Source organism: Haloferax sp. Atlit-12N, from assembly GCF_003383095.1.
Classification (GTDB): domain Archaea; phylum Halobacteriota; class Halobacteria; order Halobacteriales; family Haloferacaceae; genus Haloferax.
The window spans coordinates 930,799-947,795 of sequence record NZ_PSYW01000001.1 but is presented as its reverse complement, the minus strand read 5'-3'; the positions used below and the strand labels follow the sequence as shown (position 1 = coordinate 947,795).

Genomic DNA, 16,997 nt, shown 5'->3' with positions numbered 1-16,997 from the left:
GCCGGCGTCGCCGAGCGAGCGGCCGTCAGGCGTGGGTGGTGACGCTCTCGAACTCGTTTTCGGCGATGGCGGCCGCCAGCGCGTCGATGTCAACCTCGTCGGGCATCTCGGCGGGGTACTTGCGGCGGAAGTAGCCGACGATGTTCTTCGCGTCGCGCGCGAGGAGTTCGCGGGCGTTGTCGTGGTCGGTCGGGACGGCCTGCGGCCAGTCGAACACTGTGATGCCGCGCTCGCCGACCGCGACGTTGTACTCGGACATGTCGGCGTGGACGTAGCCGGCCTCGTAGGCGTCGGCCATCTCGGAGAGAATCAGGTCGAGGACGCCCGTGACCTGTTCGGATTCGAGTTTCGCCTTGGCGAGTTCGACGCCGTCGAGTTTCGCCATGATGATGGCGTGGCGGTTGTGGTCGACCGGGCGCGGCACCGACACCTGCGGAAAGAGGGTTTCGAGCGCCTCGTACTCGCGTTCGGCCGCCTTGCGGGCGGTGTAGAGCCACGAGACGTGGTGGTTCTCGGAGGTGTAGTCGCGCTCGCGGCGCACCTCGCGGAAGTTGGTGTACCCCTCGCGGTGGAACTTGAGCGCGAGTGGCTTGAACGACTGCACCTCGAACACGTCGCTTTCCTTGCCGACGCCGAGGGGTGCGCCGAACCCTTGGATGGTGTCTCGCTGGGCGAACGTCCGGAGGGCGAGCGCGTCGTACCCCTCGACCGTGAGCTTGTACCCCTCGTACTGGATGGTCTTGCGCTCGATGAGCTCGCGGGTCATACAGCGGTCGATGCGGTAGTCGACCTCCTCGGCGGTCAGCCCCGAGTTCTTCGGGAGCTTCTCTCGGTTGACCCACTCGCTGAAGCGCATGCCCTGCTCGACGCCCGAGAGGAGGTAGAAGTCCTCGGGCTCGAGTTCGGCCATGACGCCGGCGACGTTCCGTACCATGCACGTCCGTCCGTCGGCGAGGCGTAAAAGGCCCGCGAGTCGGCGAACGTCGCCGCGATAAATCACATGCGACGATACGAAATCAGGGGTGTGACGACTCATCCACAGTTTCGGCGGGGGAGTCTGGAAGATAGGTGTCTCGTGGCAGGGCTACGGAGAGGTGCGACGCATCGAGGATGTATCTTGCATCTTTTCGAGAGTTAGTCTCCAAACACAACGTTGAGAGTAGCGAATATCATCCCAGCAGTAATACCGTACAAAAGCCCTCTGGAGAGAGGCTGATTCAATACGAATGAGTAGATTAGCCCTCCTACAACGCCGGATGCGACTAAGTATATAAAAATGCAGTCGGGTGTGAATCAACCCGCGAATCAGTACTGTTGCTTGACTCCGGGCCCGCCATATGACAACTATCAGACACGCAATAATAAAAATACATAAAACTCGTTGACTGACTTGCACATCCACTAAGCGGCTGATTCAAACAGTAAAACCGAGCAAATAGCTCTCGTATCAGCCGTCTTCGAGGCGTGGGCTCAGGCCGTCTCGAGGTGGAACTCGACGACCGCGCCCTCGCCGTCGTCGGTCGGGGGAAGGCGGAGTTCGCCGCCATAGGCCTCGACAATCCACTTCGAGAGCCAGAGGCCAAGGCCGTTGCCGTGGGCGAGGTCGCTCTCTTCGACGTTCTGCTCGATGAGTTCGCGCTGGTGGTCGGGGATGCCGGGCCCGTCGTCCGCGATTCGCACGACGACCTCGCCGCCGACGCGCTCGTACCCGAGTTCGATTGTGGGGGCGGGGCCGGCGTATTCGAGGGCGTTGTCGACGATTTCGCGGAACGCGATTTTCAGCTTCGTCCCGCCGACGACCGTCACTGGACCGTCGCCGCTGACGGTGATGGTCGCCTCCGGGTTGTCCGCCGAGTGGTCGTCGACGAGCGGTTCGAGGAGCGCGCGGAGGTCGACCGTCTCGCCTTCGGGTTCGCTGTCGACGAGTTGGGTGACAGTCTTGACCTGGTCGCTCATCGTGCCGAGGTCGTCGCCGGTCGCTTTCAGGCGCTCGCCGATGTGGACGGTCTCGTCGTCGCCGCCGTCGGTGGCGAGTTGGTCGCCCCAGCCGAGGAGCAACTGCGCGGTGTGCCGGAGGTTGTGGCGGACGAGTCGGTTGATGACCGCCGACCGCTTGTACTGCTCCGATAGCTCGCGGGTCCGAATCCGGCGCACGTCGTTGAGGCCGATGAGGACGTGTGCGACGGCGCTCACGCCGACGACCACGGCCGCACTGAAAAGCGGCTCGCTGACCATCCCGCCCGCGGCCTGCTGGTAGCTTCCGATGAGCGCGAGGACGAACACGGTGACGACGACGCCGAGGAGGTTCCAGCCGGCGACGCGGGCGATGTGGGTGGTCTTGAGGTCGCTTCGGTAGACGACGGGGCCGACGGCGACGAAGAGCACCGAGATGAGCAGACCGAACCCCGCGGCGACGAGGCCGGCGAGGTCGGCCGCGACCGAGGGGACGCTGTTTGAGACGATGGCGAACAGGGCCACTCCGGTGAGACTGAGAGACCCCGCACTAACGAGACGAGAGACGTTCACAGTTCGTTGACTCTCGTAGAAGTAATAACGCTTCTTTGAAACGAGTTGTCACTCAACGTTGACGCGGTACGGAAGCCCCTCGGGGTCGAAGACGCCGTCGGCGTCGCACTGCGCCGACACCGGACCGACGGTCGCCTCGCTGTCGGTCGGATACCACGGGCGGCCGACCGGCGAGACGACGAAGCGGGCGTCTCGGTCGCCGACGAACACGAGGTCGCCGCCCTCGAACGACTCCAGCGGCTCGATGCCGAGCGCCTCGGTCAGCGACGCCACGAACGACTCCACGTCGGGGACAGCCATCCCGACCTCGGTCGCGCCGCGGAGGTCCGTCGCCGGGTCGAACTCGCCCGCGGCGTCGCCGTCGTAGCAGACGTACTCGATGACGTTGCCCTCGGGGTCCTCGAAGTAGACTGAGTCGCAGCCGAGGAAGTCGAACCGGACGCTCGGCCCCTCGTCGGTGTCGAGTACGTCAACGCTCGCGTGGTCGTCCAGCCACGCGACCACGGAGTCGACCGCGGCGGAGACGGTAAAGGCGAGGTGGCCGGGGTCGGTGTCGCCGAGTTCGAACCACAGGGTCGTCTCCCCGGCGGTCGCCGAGCGTTGTGACCCGGTAACCGGCGCGAACCCGAGCGTCTCGACGTAGAACTCACACAGCGAGATGGGGTCGGTCGCGGCGAGGGCGACGCGGTTGAACTTCATGGGTTCACGTCACCGCGACGCGGTTTAACGGAATCGCTCGCGTCGGCGTCTCGGTTGGCGTCTCGGCCGCCGGTCGGTCGGCGGTCGGTCGCCGGTCTGGTTCCCGTCGCGACGAGGCCCGACGGCCCGCGGCGGCGGCCGAGCGTCGAAATCACTTTCTCCCGGATGGACGAAGCCGACGTATGGACGATTCGCAGGGATCGATTGCCGACCGCGAGTGGCGGGTGATTCGCGAGGAGGTCCGACCGGGACCGATGCAGATGGCGCTCGACGAGGTCGCGGGCGAGACGGCCGCCGCGGGCGGCCCCCGGACCGTTCGGGTCTACTCGTGGGAGCCGAGTTGCCTCTCGCTGGGCTACGGACAGGACCCCGAGACAGTCGATTGGGACTACTGCGACCGCGAGGGAATCGACGTGACCCGCCGACAGACGGGGGGCGGCGGCATCTACCACGACCGCCACGGCGACGTGGCCTACTCCATCGCCGCGCCGAAATCGGAGCTGCCGGGCGACCTCATGGACTGCTACCACCTGCTGTGCGAGCCGATTCTCGATGCGATTCGCGCGGTTGGTGTGGACGTGGACTTCGTCGACGACGACGTGCCCGTCATCTGGCACCCCGCCTGCTACCTGCGGGCGCTCCACCCCGCTCACGACATGGTCGCCGCGGGCCGGAAAGTCGCGGGCAACGCCCAGTACCGCCGCCGCGACGGCGTCGTCCAGCACGGGTCGCTCACCTACTCGGTGGACGCCGAGACCCACCTCGGCGTCTTCGACGGTCACGACGTGACGCCCGAGGCGTTCCGCGAGCGCGTCGTCGGTATCGACGAACTCGCAGACGCCTCCCGCGAGGAGTTCGTCGCGGCGCTGACCGAGTCGCTCTCGGGATTCGTCGACGCCGACGAGGGGTCGTGGACCGACGACGAACTCGACCGGGCGCGCGCGAAGGTCGACGAGAAGTACCGCGCGGACGACTGGGTGCGCCGCCGTCCGGGGTCGCGGTGAGCGGTCGAGAACTGGGCGACTGAGAACAGAGCGGCCGAACACGGGCGGTCGAGACCGTGCGCCGAGTCGCGCGGCCGTCCCCGACTCAGAAGCCGAACGTCTCCGGTTCGTCGAGGTCGAGGGCTTCTGTGACGCCCTCGTAGACCTCCGTCAGGGGCGGCACGTCGCGGGTGGGGTCGAGCCAGTGGTCGCCCAGCCAGCGGTAGCGGACGGTCAGGTTCTCGTCGATGAGGAAACACGAGCGCCGCGAGCGCTTCGAGACGCCGAAGGTCCGGTAGACGACGTCGAACGCCGCGGCGAGTTCGAGGTCGGTATCGGCGTACAGCGGGAACAGCAGGTCGTACCGGTCGATAAAGCGGCGGTGCATCCCGACGCCCGACTTGCTCGACCCGACGACGCGGACCGCGTTCCCGCTCGTGAACCAGTCGAAGTCGCGGAGCGCGCACCACTCTTCGGTGCAGTCGGGGCTGAAGTCGGCGGTGTAGAAACAGAGGAGGACGGGCTTGTCGGCGACGAGGTCCGAGAGGCTGCGTTCGCTCACGTCCCCGTCGGGCGCGACGAGCGTCTGCGTCACCTCGGGTGCCGTCGTCCCGACGGAAAGTCCGGTCATGTGACGTGATTCGCCGCGTGAACGATAGCCGTTCTGTCTTCGTCCGGCCCGGCGACTCCGAAGTCCCTTTGTTCGGGTACGTCGTCGGACTCTGCATGCAAGTCGGCGCACACGTCTCGATGTCGAGTTCGAAGGTCTCCTCCGACGAGGAGACGCCACCGCACGGTAACGTCGCCAACGCCGTCTTCCGGCAGGTCGCCTTCGGCGGCAACTGCGGGCAGATTTTCACCACCTCGCCGCAGGTGTGGCGCGACCCCGACATCTCCGACGAGGAGGCCGAACTGTTCCGCGAGGAGACCACCGACAAACTGGCGGGCCCGTGGGTCATCCACTCGTCGTACCTCGTCAACCTCTGTACGCCCAAAGACGGCCTCCGGCAGAAGTCGCTGGACTCGATGCAGACGGAGGTCGACATGGCCGACAAACTCGGCATCGAGTACGTGAACGTCCACCTCGGGGCCCACACCGGCGCGGGCGAACAGCAGGGCCTCGACAACGCCGTCTCCGTCCTCGACGACCTCGATATCCCGGACGGCGTCACCGTCCTCATCGAGTCCGACGCGGGGTCGGGCACGAAGATGGGCGACGACTTCGCTCACCTCGGCTACGTTCTCGAAGAGTCCGAACAGGACCTCGACGTCTGTCTCGACACCGCCCACGCGTTCGCCGCGGGCTACGACCTCTCGACGGCCGCGGGCGTCGACGAGACGTTCGAGGAACTCGACGCCGAGGTCGGCCTGGGGCACCTCAAGTGCGTACACCTCAACGACTCGAAACACGAGTGCGGGACGAACAAGGACGAACACGCCCTCATCGGCGAGGGCCTCATCGGCGAGGAGGGCATGCGCGCGTTCATCAACCACGACGCCATCGTCGACAACGACGTGCCACTCGTCTTGGAGACGCCCACCGAGGACGGCAAGGGCTTCGCGTGGAACATCGACCGCGTCCGCGAACTCCGCGCCGACGCGGAGTAAGACGCCGACCGGGAGTCGGGACCCAGCACCCGTCGCTGAGCCCCCGTATCGACTGAATCGACTGTTTCGACTGTTTTTTGGGTCGCCGCACCCGACACCGCGTGTGCGACGTTTCTCGGAATCGTATCTCCGGCGGACGCGAGAAGGCATGTGGGACGACTCTCGCGCGGCCCTCGCCGACCTCGACCTCGACGGTCGGGTCCGCATCCTCGACGTGGGCTGTGGGACCGGCGAGTTCACGCGCGTCCTCGCGGAGGCCTCGGACGCCCGCGTCGTCGGCGTCGACGCCGACACCGACCTACTTTCGGTCGCCGCCGACCGCGCCGGCATCGAGACGGTCGCCGGCGACGCGACTCGGCTTCCCTTCGCCGCCGACAGCTTCGATTTGGTCGTCTGTCAGGCGCTCCTCGTGAACCTCCCCGACCCGACGGCCGCGCTCTCCGAGTTCGCCCGCGTCTCGTCGGACCTCGTGGCGACGGTCGAACCCGACAACGCCGCCGTCGGCGTCGACTCGACTGTCGAGTCCGAGGCCGCGCTCGACCGCCGCGTCAGAGACGCGTTCCGCGACGGCGTGGCGACCGACGTGGCGCTCGGCGACCGCGTCCGCGGGCTGTTCGACGACGCCGGCCTGTCGGTCGTGGGGACCCGCCGGTACCACCATCGAAAACTGACTGAACCGCCGTACGACGAACACGACGTTCGGAGCGCGGCCAAGAAGGCGACCGGCGAGGGGTTGGACCGCCACGAGGCGGACCTCCGCCGGGGACTCGACGACGACTCCTACGAGTCCGTCCGCCGGGAGTGGCGCGAGATGGGCCGCGAGGTCGTCCAGCAGATTCGAAACGAGGAGTACCGCCGGGCCGAGGTCGTCCCGTTCGACGTGACGACGGGTCAGGTGTAGTCGGGGCCGCTCGACGGACCGAACCGATGGCCGACTCAACGGTCGAAAAACGAGGCTGTCTGTTTAGTAGCCGACCGCGAGCTGTTCGTGGACGGCGTCGCCGTGCTCCAGTTCGTCAGCGAACGCGATTGCGAAATCCTCCATGGAGATGCGGCTCTCGCCGTCCTCGTCGGCGACGAGTTCGCCGAGCGCGGTCCGGAACTCGCCGGTCCGCTCGCCGGGTTCGATGAGCGCCGCGGGGGCGACGTAGGTCCACTGCAGGTCGTCGGCGTCTTCGAGCAGGCCGTACGCCTCGATGGCGGCGCTGGCGACCGGCTTCCACTCGTCGGGGAACTCCGGCGAGTCGATGAGTCGCGTGTCGGGGCCGACGTTCAGGATGCCCGCGCCGCCGGTCCAGACGAGGCGGTCGACCGAGGCGCGGCGCATCCCGTCGACCACGGCGTCGAGCATCTCGACGAGGACTTCGGGCGACTCGTCGTCGCTCGGGCCGAGCGCGGAGGCGACCGCGTCGTGGCCCGCGGCGAGTCGCGCGAGTTGGTCGGCGTCGGTCGCGTCGCCGGCGACCGCCGAGAAGTCGGGGTCGTCGATGCTGTCGATTTCGCCGCTTCGGGAGACGCCGGTGACCGCGTGCCCGCGATTCAGGAGTTCGTTGGCGATTCGCGTACCGATTCGGCCGCTCGCACCGAGGAGGAGTACGTTCATGATGAGATGGTGTGGGTGGTGGTGGTGTTCGTGAGTCGTGTTCGCCGTCCGATTCGCCGCGACGATGCGGTCACATCGTCATACTTGGTCAAAGGGGGTGAGTTTAATATACCTAAGCGAACCTCGGTGTGAGTAGGTCACGTCGATGTCACCGCACCAGAATCTCGAAACGAAGTACGAACAGTGTCCGGTCATCAAGACGCTCGAAGAAATCGGCTCGCGGTGGCGGATGACGGTCATCCACGTGCTGCGGGAGGGCGACCTCCGATTCAACGAACTCAAGCGCGCGAGCGGCGCGAACTCCCAGACGCTCTCGCGCGTGCTGGACGACCTCCAAGAGTTGGGATACGTCGAGCGGGAGGTCGAAGACGGCAGTCCAATCGCGGTGTACTACTCGCTCACCCAGAAGGGCGAGGAACTGCTTCCGGCGTTCGACGACATCTCCGAGTGGGGCGAAAAATGGATGTCCGAGGACGGCGGTGTGGAGTCGTAGACGGCGGAACGCGGGCGCTCAGCCGAGGAACAGGTCGACGAAGTTGCCGTTCGACTGGCCGCGGTAGAGTTCCGAGTAGCCGCAGTTCGCACACGAGACGACGGTGAACTGACGGTTCTGGATGTCGAACATCTTCGAGAGGCCGCTTCCCGTGGTTGCGATGGAGTCGATTTCGGTCTCGGAGTGGCCGCACTTCGGACAGCCGTCGCGGTCGGCACTTGGTGGAGGGCTCATGTTGAGTAGTTGAACTACTCCCGTGAAAAAACCACCCCCAAAACGATTTCCTGCCTCCCGCCCGCGAGTACGCACATGTCCGCCGGTGGTCTCGTGTTCTTCCTCTTCGCCCTCCTCAGCATCGGTGCCGCAATCGCCCTCTACGCCGGGATTCAAGCCGAGACGCGCGACCCGCCGACGATGAGTCGCGAGGAGGCGGAGCGTCGCGCCCGCGACGAGGGGATGCGCTACAACGAACAACACGGTCGGGGAACCGACCGCCGCCCGAACGAGAACGACCGGAGTGAGGGCGCTGGCTGGGGCACCGACCGCGACCGCGACGACGCCCGCAACTGGTAGCGTCGCCTTCGACTCGGTTCCGGCCTCAGACCACGTCGCCGCGGACCGACGTACCGGTCTGTTCGGCTCGGTAGGCTCGCATCGCTTCGACGGCCGTCTCGGCCTCGTCGCCCTCCAGTCCGAGCATCTCCAGCGCGCCCGAGAGCGTGGGAAAGGCGAACTCGCTGTTTCGGAGTTTCGACATCGCGTCCGGCGAGCGCTGGCCGTCGGCGTAGAGGCAGACGCCGCGGGGGTCGAGAATCTGCTCGTAGGCCTCGCGGGCGACCGCGCCCTTCAGCCGCTGGGTGACGTTGTCCTCGAAGGAGGCGTTGCACACTTCGAGGTGGACCGGTTCGTCGTCGTCGGGGAGCAGGTGGGCGGCGAGACACTTCTCGGGGGCCGCGTAGCCGTTGGCGTTGGCTCGCAGCAGGTCGGGATGTTCGCGCGCCCACTCGGCGCGGACGCTCTTGCCGACGCCCTTCACGCCGTGGGACTGCTCGAACGTCTCGGCCGCGTCGGGGTCGCCGCGGAGGAGGATGTCTTTCGTCACGTACACGTCGAGTCGGTCGAGGGGGTCGAGGCCGAGCGCCACGTCGCCGTAGACCCACACCTCGCGGACCGGGACGGGGAGCGTCTCGGACTCGACGGCGTCGACGACGGCGTCGACTCGGTCGAGGGCGGCGTCTCTGTCCATCGACTGTCCGTGGGGTTCGGAGGGTCAAACCGGTTGCGACCGCGTCCGACGGAGACGCCGGTCGAGCGAGCGACGCCCGCCCCGAGGCGAAACCCGTATCCCTCCCGCCGGGCAAGCGACCGGCAATGGAGTGCGACAAGTGCGGCCGCGACGCGGTGATGCACGCGGCCTACTCCGGGGCCCACCTCTGCGAAGACCACTTTTGCGCCTCGGTCGAGAAACGCGTGCGCCGCCGCATTCGCGAGGACAACATGCTCCCCCGCGACGCCAGCCCGGAGAACCCTCAGACGTGGGTTATCGGACTCTCCGGCGGCAAGGACAGCGTCGTCCTCACACACATCCTCGACGACACGTTCGGGCGCGACCCGCGCATCGAACTCGTCGCCCTCACTATCCACGAGGGCATCGAGGGCTACCGCGACAAGTCCGTCGACGCCTGCGTCGAACTCGCCGACGACCTCGACATCCACCACGAACTGGTCACCTACGAGGACGAGTTCGGCGTCCAGATGGACGACGTGGTCGAGAAAGACCCCGAGAACATGGCCGCCTGCGCCTACTGCGGCGTGTTCCGCCGCGACCTGCTCGAACGCTTCGCCGACGAGCTCGGGGCGGACAAACTGCTCACGGGCCACAATCTCGACGACGAGGCGCAGACGGCGCTCATGAACTTCTTCGAGGGCGACCTCAAGCAGGTCGCAAAGCACTTCGACGCCAGCATCGGCGACTTCGAGAAGCGCCGCGACGCCGGCGAGTTCATCCCGCGGGCCAAGCCGCTGCGCGACGTGCCGGAAAAGGAAGTCGCGCTCTACGCCCACCTGAAGGACCTCCCGGCGCACATCACCGAGTGCCCCCACTCCTCGGAGGCCTACCGCGGCGAGATTCAGCAGTTGCTGTTGAAACTCGAAGAGAACCACCCCGGCACCCGCCACTCCATCATGGCGGGCTACGAGGAGTTGGCCGAACTGACCGCCCGCGAGTACCGCGGCGAGGGCCGCGTCGACCTCAACGACTGCGAGCGCTGCGGGTCGAAGACCGCCGGCGACGTCTGTCGGAAGTGCCGGCTCATCGAGTCGATTGAAGCCGTCTGAGCGGTACGGAACTCGTTTTTCGTCGTGTCTTACGGGTCAGACAGCGCCGGGTGCGGTCACACCGACCGAGCCGGCGGCGACGCTCACGGTCGGAGAACCACGTCAGCGAAAAAGAACCCACGACTGCGCCCGACGGGCGCGGCGGCGTCCGTGTGGGTCAGACAGGGCGTTACCGGATGACGTCGAGACCGTTGTTCTTCTCGACTTCGTCGCGGCCGCCGTCGGACCACGTGCCACTCTGCGCCGTCTGGGCTCGTTCCGAGCTATCGAACTCCGAGCTTGAACCCGACTGCTGTTGTTGCTGCGTCTCGCGCGACTGGATGCTCTGACGCGACTTGTCGGCCTGCTTCTGCGTCGTCGGGCCGAGGACCTGCGCGGACTGGACGCCCGTCATGATGGCCATGACGCGGACTTTCCCCTTGTACTCGTCCTGAATGCGAGCGCCCCAGATGACGTTCGCGGCGGCTTCCAGTCGTTCGGTGATGTTGCTCGCGATTCCCTCGGCCTCCTTCAGCGTGAGGTCGGGGCCGCCCGTGATGTGGACGAGTCCGCCGGACGCACCGCGGTAGTCCACGTCGAGAAGCGGGTGGTTCATCGCGTCGTTGACCACTTCTTGGGTCTTGTTCTTGTCTTGCGTCTCGCCGACGAGCATCACCGCGACGCCGCCCTGGTTCATGATAGTCGACATGTCGGCGTAGTCGAGGTTGATGAGCGACGGTTGGGTAATCGTCTCCGAGATGCCCTTGACGGTCTCGGCGATGATCTGGTCCATGACCGAGAACGCCTTGCCGATGGGCAGGTTCGGGACGTAATCGAGGAGGCGGTTGTTGTCCAGCACGATGATGGAGTCGGCCTCGTTGCGGAGGTTTTCGAGTCCCTCCTCGGCCTTGACCGTGCGGGCGCGCTCGACGTTGAACGGAGTCGAGACCATACCCACGACGATTGCGCCCTGCTCCTTTGCGATCTTCGCGACGACGGGGGCCGCACCGGTCCCGGTGCCACCGCCCATCCCCGCGGTGACGAACACGAGGTCGGCATCGCCGAGCACGTCTTTGATCGTGCCCTGTGCCATCTCGGTCGCACGTTCACCCATCGACGGGTCACCACCGGCACCGAGACCCTGCGTCAGGGACTTCCCGACGAGGATTTTCGTGTCCGCTTCGATCATCTTCAGGTGCTGCTTGTCGGTGTTGATGGCGACCGTGTCGGCCCCCTCGACACCGATGTTGTACAGGCGGTTGATGGTGTTGTTGCCAGCACCACCGGCGCCGACGATGACGATTCGCGGGTCACCGAACTGGTCGTCGCTGTCTTCGAGCGACGACTGCGTCTTGCGCTCGGCCTCGTCCCGTTCCATCGCCTCGCGAACGATATCCTGCATAGTTACACCTTTGCCCAGCCGCGCTTGCTGGTAGATTCGCGCTGTCGCTTGTCAGTAGTCTGTTCGTTGAGCATATCGCGAACGGCGGAACGGATGGCTTCGGATCGGTTCGGGAACTCTCCCGTCTCGACCATCCGCTCGACCTCCTCGATTTGCTGCTTCGGAATTCGTAGTGTCACACGCTCCATGTTTACATTCCCCCGGTAAGACGGCGCGCCGCACTCGTGTGCGAGTGTCTTACACCCGAAAACCGACGGACGACGCCGGGATACGGGCCGCCGTCGGGTGGCTGTAAGACAACCGTCTTACGCGATAATCACCACAGAGGGATAGAATATAAATGTAACGGCGATTGTAAGACAGGAGCTGAATATCCCGTATAGGGGGCTTTAATCGCCGGTTATGATTGTTCCAAGACGTCAGCCGCAGGCGTCCGACGACCGCAGTCGGGGCAGAACGCCCAATCAGAGCGGAGTTCGTCGCCGCATTCGCAGAACACGCGATGGGAGGTTTTCTCTCCGCAGTTCGGGCAGTACACGTGGTCTGAACCCACGGATTCGCCACATTGGCCACAGTTCATCTCGGGAGTGCCTGCCTCCGGAGCGTCCAGTTCGCCCCGTGTCTTACGAACCGCATTCGAACCCGATTCCTGGTCTACTCCCGCGTTTACGCTGGATTCGTCGCTCGAACCATCGACGTTGATGTTGACGTTCAGCTCGGAGGGCGTCGGACGCCCGGACTCGCGGGCCGCCACCGCTTCCTCGACGAGCGACGGGAGTCGTTCGTCGAGTCGCTCGTCGACGAGTTCCTCGACCCGTGCCGAGAGCGCGCCGTCGAGGCCGTCGGTGTCGGACATGTCGTCGTCCGCGGCGTCGTCACGTTCCAGTTCGTCGAGGTACTGGCGGAGCGCCTCGCGCATCACCTCGCTCTTCGAGGTGTCGAGGCGGTCCAAGCGCTCGACGAGGGCGTCGTCGGCGCGGAACGTGATTTTACTCATTACTCCGGGATTATCTCGGCGGCATATCAATGTTCGCACGTGTCTGACACACAGCACACGCGGCGGCGAGAATGATAATGGTTAAACGCATCGACCGGATAGCAATCGGTGACCGCTCTTAGCTCAGCCTGGCAGAGCAGCCGACTGTAGATCGGCTTGTCCCCCGTTCAAATCGGGGAGAGCGGATTTTGCTTGCAAAATCCGGTCGAGCCGGTTTGAGCAGGTCAGTCGCAGCGCGTGAACGAAGTGAACGCGTCGTCTGACTGGGTTCAAATCGGGGAGAGCGGACTGAACTTCAACACCCGCGAGCGCAGCGAGCGGTGTTGAATGTGAAGGACTCCTCGACCCGATTTGAGCAGCGAGCAACGCGAAGCGTTGCGAGTGAGTTCAAATCGGGGAGGGCGGACCGTCATCGATTCTGACCTGTAGCGTCCCCGTTCCGTCTCTCCGAACCTTCACGAACAACCAGTGTATATCTCGCCGGGACCCCGTCATTTACCCCCGTCTGTTCGAAACCGGACGCTATGGATTCTCGACCGCTCGGTACGACTGGATTCGACGTTTCAGAAGTCGCGCTGGGAACGTGGCAACTCGGCGGTAGCTGGGGCCCGGTGACCGACGAGGAGGCGTACGACGCCATCGAGACGGCGCTCGACGCGGGCATCGACTTCCTCGACACCGCCGACGTGTACGGTGACGGCGACAGCGAACGGCGAATCGGCGATGTGCTCGCCGACCGCGACGACGACGTCACCGTCGCCACCAAGGCGGGGCGACGACTCGACCCGCACGAGGCGGACGGCTACAACCGCGAGAATCTCGAACGGTTCGTGGACCGAAGCCGGGACAACCTCGGCGTGGACTCGCTGGACCTCGTTCAACTTCACTGCCCGCCGCGAGACGTGTACTACCAGCCCGAGGTGTTCGACGCCCTTTCGGACCTCCGCGACACCGGGAAGATAGACCACTACGGCGTGAGCGTCGAGAAGGTCGAAGACGCCCTCAAGGCCATCGAGTACGACGGCGTTGAGACGGTACAGATAATCTTCAATCCGCTCCGACAGCGGCCCGCGGAGCAGTTCTTCCGGGAGGCGAAGCGCCGGAACGTCGGCGTCATCGTCCGCGTCCCGCTCGCGTCGGGCCTACTCACGGGCGCGCTCTCCGAAGATGCCGAGTTCGGCGAGGACGACCACCGGAACTACAACCGAAACGGTGAGGCGTTCGACGTGGGCGAGACGTTCGCCGGAATCCCGTTCGAAGACGGCCTCGCCGCCGCGGACGAAATACAGGAGGTCGTCCCCGAGGAAGTCTCGCTCGCGCAGTTCACGCTCCGCTGGATTCTCTCGTTCGACGCCGTGAGCACCATCATCCCGGGGTCGAAGACGCCGGCGCACATCCGCGACAACGTCGCCGCGGCGTCGCTCCCGCCGCTGTCGGCAGCCCAGTTCAAGCGCGTCGAAGAAGCGTACGACGCGTACGCGCGCGAGCACGTTCACCATCGCTGGTGAGCGGACCCAGTAGCGATACCGGGCTGTGACCCCCGATTAGCTCTCGAAGACGTCCTCGTAGTCGTTGCGGATGAAGTACCGAACCCAATTTCCGTAGGTCCGGTCGGCCGGGTGGTCAGCGACTTGTTCGTACTGGACGATACCGTCTTCGTCGATGACGTAGGTGCCGGCGATACCAGTCACGCCGTGGCTGGTCTTTTCAGTCCCGCTGTACTGTTCAGCGACCTCGCCCTCCGGGTCGGCGGCTAATTGGAAGTCGAAGTCGAACCGGTCGCGCATCTCGACCACGTCGCCGAGGTCGCTTGTGACAATCGGGACCACGTCCACGCCGTCGTTGAACCAGAGGTCGTAGGCGACCTGGTCGAACGTCTGCAGTTGTTCGGCGCAGAACGAACACCACGTCCCGCGGTTGATGAGGACGACGGTCGGCCCGGTCTCCAGCGTCTCGGAGAGAGTGACGTCGTCGCCGGCGGTGCGTTCGAGCGTGAAGTCGGGTGCTTCGGTTCCCTGTAGGCTCATGCCTCGAAGCGAGGGACTGGCCTTGACATCCTCCCCGCGCTGAAGTGCGAGGATTCCCCACCGCAGTTGGGATATTGTGGTTTACGACGTGACCTGTTCTTGAGGTGCGAACGCACCAGTTTCCTTGTCAAACAAGAACGTCGAAGGCTGTGCCAACCAGCCGTTACTCCTATTCACCGAAAGACTCGGTGAACTCGGAGATACTTTCTGTCGAATGTTCTCAGCACCGTTTACATCCGCGTTCGCCACCACACCGCAGTCATCACACACGTACAACCCACGCTCAACACGGTTCGAGTTACGTTTACGACCACAGCATGAACACGACTTCGACGTATCTCGCTCAGACACTCGTTCGACCGTGATGCCCTCCATCTTGGCCTTGTATTCAACGAGGTCGATGAAGCGGTCAAACGCCCACGAGTGCAGGTCAAGGTTGCCGTGCTTACCCCAGTTCTTCGACTCACCGTTCCCCTCATCTTCTCGAATGCCAGAGAGGTCGCCCACCACAATCGTTCCAACTTCTTCGTCCACACATCGCTGGACGATGTGTTTGGAGAGAGTGTGGAAGTAGTGGGTGCGGCGAGCCGACTTCTTCTGATTCAACCGTGTCGCTTGCACAGATTCAGAGTCGTCACAGCGAGCGATCCGTTTACTGAAGTAGTAGTCGTCCTGCTTCAGACAGTTGAGTGGATACAGTTCGCTGTGACTGCCTTCGTAGGCGAGTGTGGCGAAGTTGTTGATGCCGAGGTCAACACCCACCGTTTTCTCACCGTGTGCTTCAGCAACCTCTATTTCGACCTTGCACACGAAGTGTAGCTCCCACTCGTCACCAGTCCAAACCGCTCGAACCTGTTGAACGCTTTCAACGGTAGAGAGGTCAACGTCAGGGCGAGTCTGGTACTCGCAGAGGATGAAGTCCGACCAATACTCTTTGAGATTCGACCCTTTCGAGAGTCGGACTCGTTCGTACTTAGTGTCGAGTTTGAAGCCAGCGGCTTTGAACGTGACCGTGCTTCGCGGGTGTTCGTCGCCGTGTTTGCGGTACTTCGGTGGGTTCGCTTTCGTGTCTCCGTTGCGTCGTTTGCCGTACCAGCCGGTGAACGCTTCAGCGAGTTCTTGCAGGACTCGCTGACTTGACTGAGAATGCAGGTCATCGTAGCGTTCGTGCGACTTCAGGTACGAGGTGAGTTCGTTGTGACCGGGAATGTGACCTATTTCTGTCCACACTCGGTCGCAAACCCACCGTCCGACGTTCCAGAGTTTCGAGGCTGAGAACCCGAGCGAATCGAGGTCGTCAGACACCTGTTGCTGGTTCCTGATGGAAGCAGTATAGGTGCGGGTGACAACCTGTTTCGCCATACGTAACCTATGTCGAGAATATTACTTGAAGGTATGGATTCATCCCCGCCCTAAAGGGCGGGGCTTTCTCCTTGACCCTCCGTAACTATGCGTGGCGTGGTTGGACGACTGGAGTACACCACCACCCGGAACTGAAGTCGGCGGTGCCGTTGAACTCCTCACCCGGCGATATCGTTCGTCTGCACCTGCAGTTCGACAGCGGCGGGCGTCTCTGACGCCCTCCCGCAGAAGATACTTATCCGCCAACACGTTCGGACCCAGTAGTGCCCTCCCGCAAGATGCTCCTCCTCGCAGTCGCTGTTGGAGTCGCGATCATCGGCGGGTCTGCTGCGCTCGATGCGACGACTCCCGACAGGACGTACACCTACGAGGTGAGAGAACTGTCCGCCTCTCCGGAGGGTGCCGCAGCGGTAGTCGTGGACGACACCACGGTCGACCCGGCGGGGCCGTCGGCGGTGTTCATCGCCAGCGACGGACCCGGTGACCGACCGGAACGGACGGCACTCCGTGAGGCGGCAAACGGGTCCCGAACGAAAGCGGCGTTCCCCGGGTCGCTCGTCGACCACCGGTATGCCGTCGTCGGGACTGGCGGTACCATCTCAGACGTGAGTGAGGTCTACCGCCTCCACGAATATGAGGAAGACGGGACAGTACGGGTCACCGCCGAGCGAGTCACACTACACGCGTTCTACGACGAACTCGCGGTTTCCGCCGCCACCCCTCGATTACGCGAACTCGTTCGAACGGGGGAACTCACGACACACGAACGCCTGACCGCCGTTCTCATCGAACACGACGGGCGGTACTACCACGTGACCCAACCCCCGCTGTCAACCCGATACGCGGGCGTGGGCACTAACCTCCACGACGTGGGGTACCTGCTCGGGAGTGGGATTGCGCTCCTCGCGGGGGGATGGTACGTCCTCGAACGCTGGGGGCGGTACGTCTGGGGCGACGGCCCCGAGGTCCGTCGCTGACGGC

General features: G+C 64.5%; 20 protein-coding genes and 1 tRNA gene. 9 read left to right on the top strand and 12 right to left on the bottom strand.

The window, feature by feature from the left end; all coding sequences use genetic code 11:
- Window positions 1–25: 25 nt before the first annotated feature.
- The 3 genes from C5B90_RS04905 to C5B90_RS04895 all read right to left on the bottom strand — a co-directional run bounded on the left by C5B90_RS04905 (window position 26) and on the right by C5B90_RS04895 (window position 3,225).
- Entirely contained in the window at window positions 26–934 is a 909-nt protein-coding gene (locus C5B90_RS04905; RefSeq protein ID WP_115879540.1) for a serine/threonine-protein kinase RIO2, read from the bottom strand.
- Between the two features lie 536 nt (window positions 935–1,470).
- Complete coding sequence (locus tag C5B90_RS04900) at window positions 1,471–2,526, bottom strand: sensor histidine kinase KdpD (protein WP_115879538.1); 1,056 nt, start codon at window positions 2,524–2,526, stop codon at window positions 1,471–1,473.
- Window positions 2,527–2,574: 48 nt separating this feature from the next.
- A complete protein-coding gene (locus tag C5B90_RS04895; RefSeq protein ID WP_115879536.1) occupies window positions 2,575–3,225 on the bottom strand; it encodes a VOC family protein in 651 nt (216 codons plus the stop codon).
- Window positions 3,226–3,407: 182 nt separating this feature from the next.
- Here C5B90_RS04895 and C5B90_RS04890 point away from each other — a divergent pair, with 182 nt between their 5' ends.
- Window positions 3,408–4,229: a biotin/lipoate A/B protein ligase family protein gene (locus C5B90_RS04890; RefSeq protein ID WP_115879534.1), complete on the top strand. Its 822-nt coding sequence runs from the start codon at window positions 3,408–3,410 to the stop codon at window positions 4,227–4,229.
- Window positions 4,230–4,314: 85 nt separating this feature from the next.
- On the opposite strand, the gene C5B90_RS04885 is transcribed toward C5B90_RS04890, so the two are convergent.
- A complete protein-coding gene (locus C5B90_RS04885) occupies window positions 4,315–4,839 on the bottom strand; it encodes a redoxin domain-containing protein (RefSeq protein WP_058568579.1) in 525 nt (174 codons plus the stop codon).
- A 95-nt stretch (window positions 4,840–4,934) separates the two neighbouring features.
- Here C5B90_RS04885 and C5B90_RS04880 point away from each other — a divergent pair, with 95 nt between their 5' ends.
- Window positions 4,935–5,816, top strand: coding sequence for a deoxyribonuclease IV (locus C5B90_RS04880; RefSeq protein WP_115880584.1), 882 nt, complete (start codon window positions 4,935–4,937; stop codon window positions 5,814–5,816).
- Window positions 5,817–5,919: 103 nt separating this feature from the next.
- The gene (locus C5B90_RS04875; RefSeq protein ID WP_342764718.1) at window positions 5,920–6,717 is read left to right on the top strand and encodes a methyltransferase domain-containing protein; all 798 of its coding nucleotides are present in this window, start codon (window positions 5,920–5,922) and stop codon (window positions 6,715–6,717) included.
- Between the two features lie 63 nt (window positions 6,718–6,780).
- Here C5B90_RS04875 and C5B90_RS04870 read toward each other — a convergent pair whose 3' ends face one another.
- Complete coding sequence (locus tag C5B90_RS04870) at window positions 6,781–7,419, bottom strand: NAD(P)-dependent oxidoreductase (RefSeq protein ID WP_115879530.1); 639 nt, start codon at window positions 7,417–7,419, stop codon at window positions 6,781–6,783.
- A gap of 145 nt (window positions 7,420–7,564) precedes the next feature.
- On the opposite strand from C5B90_RS04870, the gene C5B90_RS04865 reads away from it, so the two are divergent.
- The gene (locus C5B90_RS04865) at window positions 7,565–7,912 is read left to right on the top strand and encodes a helix-turn-helix domain-containing protein (protein ID WP_115879528.1); all 348 of its coding nucleotides are present in this window, start codon (window positions 7,565–7,567) and stop codon (window positions 7,910–7,912) included.
- 18 nt (window positions 7,913–7,930) lie between these two features.
- On the opposite strand, the gene C5B90_RS04860 is transcribed toward C5B90_RS04865, so the two are convergent.
- Window positions 7,931–8,146, bottom strand: a complete 216-nt coding sequence (locus C5B90_RS04860; RefSeq protein WP_115879526.1) for a zinc ribbon domain-containing protein — start codon at window positions 8,144–8,146, stop codon at window positions 7,931–7,933.
- A gap of 75 nt (window positions 8,147–8,221) precedes the next feature.
- Here C5B90_RS04860 and C5B90_RS04855 point away from each other — a divergent pair, with 75 nt between their 5' ends.
- Window positions 8,222–8,485 carry a hypothetical protein gene (locus tag C5B90_RS04855; protein ID WP_115879524.1) on the top strand — a complete coding sequence of 88 codons (264 nt, stop codon included), beginning with the start codon at window positions 8,222–8,224 and terminating at the stop codon, window positions 8,483–8,485.
- 25 nt (window positions 8,486–8,510) lie between these two features.
- Here the strand turns inward: C5B90_RS04855 and C5B90_RS04850 are convergent, their stop codons facing one another.
- Window positions 8,511–9,158, bottom strand: a complete 648-nt coding sequence (locus C5B90_RS04850) for a hypothetical protein (protein WP_058826392.1) — start codon at window positions 9,156–9,158, stop codon at window positions 8,511–8,513.
- A gap of 125 nt (window positions 9,159–9,283) precedes the next feature.
- Here C5B90_RS04850 and C5B90_RS04845 point away from each other — a divergent pair, with 125 nt between their 5' ends.
- Window positions 9,284–10,249, top strand: coding sequence for a TIGR00269 family protein (locus C5B90_RS04845; protein WP_058568574.1), 966 nt, complete (start codon window positions 9,284–9,286; stop codon window positions 10,247–10,249).
- Window positions 10,250–10,418: 169 nt separating this feature from the next.
- Here C5B90_RS04845 and ftsZ read toward each other — a convergent pair whose 3' ends face one another.
- The 3 genes from ftsZ to C5B90_RS04830 form a co-directional block, all read right to left on the bottom strand.
- Complete coding sequence (gene ftsZ / locus C5B90_RS04840) at window positions 10,419–11,630, bottom strand: cell division protein FtsZ (protein WP_115879522.1); 1,212 nt, start codon at window positions 11,628–11,630, stop codon at window positions 10,419–10,421.
- Window positions 11,631–11,632: 2 nt separating this feature from the next.
- On the bottom strand, window positions 11,633–11,818 hold the full coding sequence (locus C5B90_RS04835; protein WP_004973176.1) for a ribbon-helix-helix domain-containing protein: 186 nt from the start codon (window positions 11,816–11,818) through the stop codon (window positions 11,633–11,635).
- A 212-nt stretch (window positions 11,819–12,030) separates the two neighbouring features.
- Window positions 12,031–12,627: a zinc ribbon domain-containing protein gene (locus C5B90_RS04830; protein WP_115879520.1), complete on the bottom strand. Its 597-nt coding sequence runs from the start codon at window positions 12,625–12,627 to the stop codon at window positions 12,031–12,033.
- A gap of 112 nt (window positions 12,628–12,739) precedes the next feature.
- On the opposite strand from C5B90_RS04830, the gene C5B90_RS04825 reads away from it, so the two are divergent.
- Window positions 12,740–12,813 (top strand) — tRNA-Tyr (locus C5B90_RS04825).
- A gap of 338 nt (window positions 12,814–13,151) precedes the next feature.
- Window positions 13,152–14,135: an aldo/keto reductase gene (locus C5B90_RS04820; RefSeq protein ID WP_115879518.1), complete on the top strand. Its 984-nt coding sequence runs from the start codon at window positions 13,152–13,154 to the stop codon at window positions 14,133–14,135.
- Window positions 14,136–14,171: 36 nt separating this feature from the next.
- Here the strand turns inward: C5B90_RS04820 and C5B90_RS04815 are convergent, their stop codons facing one another.
- Complete coding sequence (locus C5B90_RS04815) at window positions 14,172–14,654, bottom strand: peroxiredoxin (RefSeq protein ID WP_058568569.1); 483 nt, start codon at window positions 14,652–14,654, stop codon at window positions 14,172–14,174.
- An 81-nt stretch (window positions 14,655–14,735) separates the two neighbouring features.
- The gene (locus tag C5B90_RS04810; protein WP_115879516.1) at window positions 14,736–16,016 is read right to left on the bottom strand and encodes an RNA-guided endonuclease TnpB family protein; all 1,281 of its coding nucleotides are present in this window, start codon (window positions 16,014–16,016) and stop codon (window positions 14,736–14,738) included.
- Window positions 16,017–16,279: 263 nt separating this feature from the next.
- Between C5B90_RS04810 and C5B90_RS04805 the strand changes: the two genes are divergently transcribed.
- Window positions 16,280–16,993 carry a hypothetical protein gene (locus C5B90_RS04805; RefSeq protein ID WP_233511894.1) on the top strand — a complete coding sequence of 238 codons (714 nt, stop codon included), beginning with the start codon at window positions 16,280–16,282 and terminating at the stop codon, window positions 16,991–16,993.
- Window positions 16,994–16,997 lie beyond the last annotated feature (4 nt).

Coding starts and splice junctions, on each gene's coding strand:
- C5B90_RS04905 (WP_115879540.1), bottom strand. CDS start 934: ATGGTACGGAACGTCGCCGGCGTCATGGCCGAACTCGAGCCCGAGGAC.
- C5B90_RS04895 (WP_115879536.1), bottom strand. CDS start 3,225: ATGAAGTTCAACCGCGTCGCCCTCGCCGCGACCGACCCCATCTCGCTG.
- C5B90_RS04890 (WP_115879534.1), top strand. CDS start 3,408: ATGGACGATTCGCAGGGATCGATTGCCGACCGCGAGTGGCGGGTGATT.
- C5B90_RS04885 (WP_058568579.1), bottom strand. CDS start 4,839: ATGACCGGACTTTCCGTCGGGACGACGGCACCCGAGGTGACGCAGACG.
- C5B90_RS04880 (WP_115880584.1), top strand. CDS start 4,935: ATGCAAGTCGGCGCACACGTCTCGATGTCGAGTTCGAAGGTCTCCTCC.
- C5B90_RS04870 (WP_115879530.1), bottom strand. CDS start 7,419: ATGAACGTACTCCTCCTCGGTGCGAGCGGCCGAATCGGTACGCGAATC.
- C5B90_RS04865 (WP_115879528.1), top strand. CDS start 7,565: ATGTCACCGCACCAGAATCTCGAAACGAAGTACGAACAGTGTCCGGTC.
- C5B90_RS04860 (WP_115879526.1), bottom strand. CDS start 8,146: ATGAGCCCTCCACCAAGTGCCGACCGCGACGGCTGTCCGAAGTGCGGC.
- C5B90_RS04855 (WP_115879524.1), top strand. CDS start 8,222: ATGTCCGCCGGTGGTCTCGTGTTCTTCCTCTTCGCCCTCCTCAGCATC.
- C5B90_RS04850 (WP_058826392.1), bottom strand. CDS start 9,158: ATGGACAGAGACGCCGCCCTCGACCGAGTCGACGCCGTCGTCGACGCC.
- C5B90_RS04845 (WP_058568574.1), top strand. CDS start 9,284: ATGGAGTGCGACAAGTGCGGCCGCGACGCGGTGATGCACGCGGCCTAC.
- ftsZ (WP_115879522.1), bottom strand. CDS start 11,630: ATGCAGGATATCGTTCGCGAGGCGATGGAACGGGACGAGGCCGAGCGC.
- C5B90_RS04835 (WP_004973176.1), bottom strand. CDS start 11,818: ATGGAGCGTGTGACACTACGAATTCCGAAGCAGCAAATCGAGGAGGTC.
- C5B90_RS04830 (WP_115879520.1), bottom strand. CDS start 12,627: ATGAGTAAAATCACGTTCCGCGCCGACGACGCCCTCGTCGAGCGCTTG.
- C5B90_RS04820 (WP_115879518.1), top strand. CDS start 13,152: ATGGATTCTCGACCGCTCGGTACGACTGGATTCGACGTTTCAGAAGTC.
- C5B90_RS04815 (WP_058568569.1), bottom strand. CDS start 14,654: ATGAGCCTACAGGGAACCGAAGCACCCGACTTCACGCTCGAACGCACC.
- C5B90_RS04810 (WP_115879516.1), bottom strand. CDS start 16,016: ATGGCGAAACAGGTTGTCACCCGCACCTATACTGCTTCCATCAGGAAC.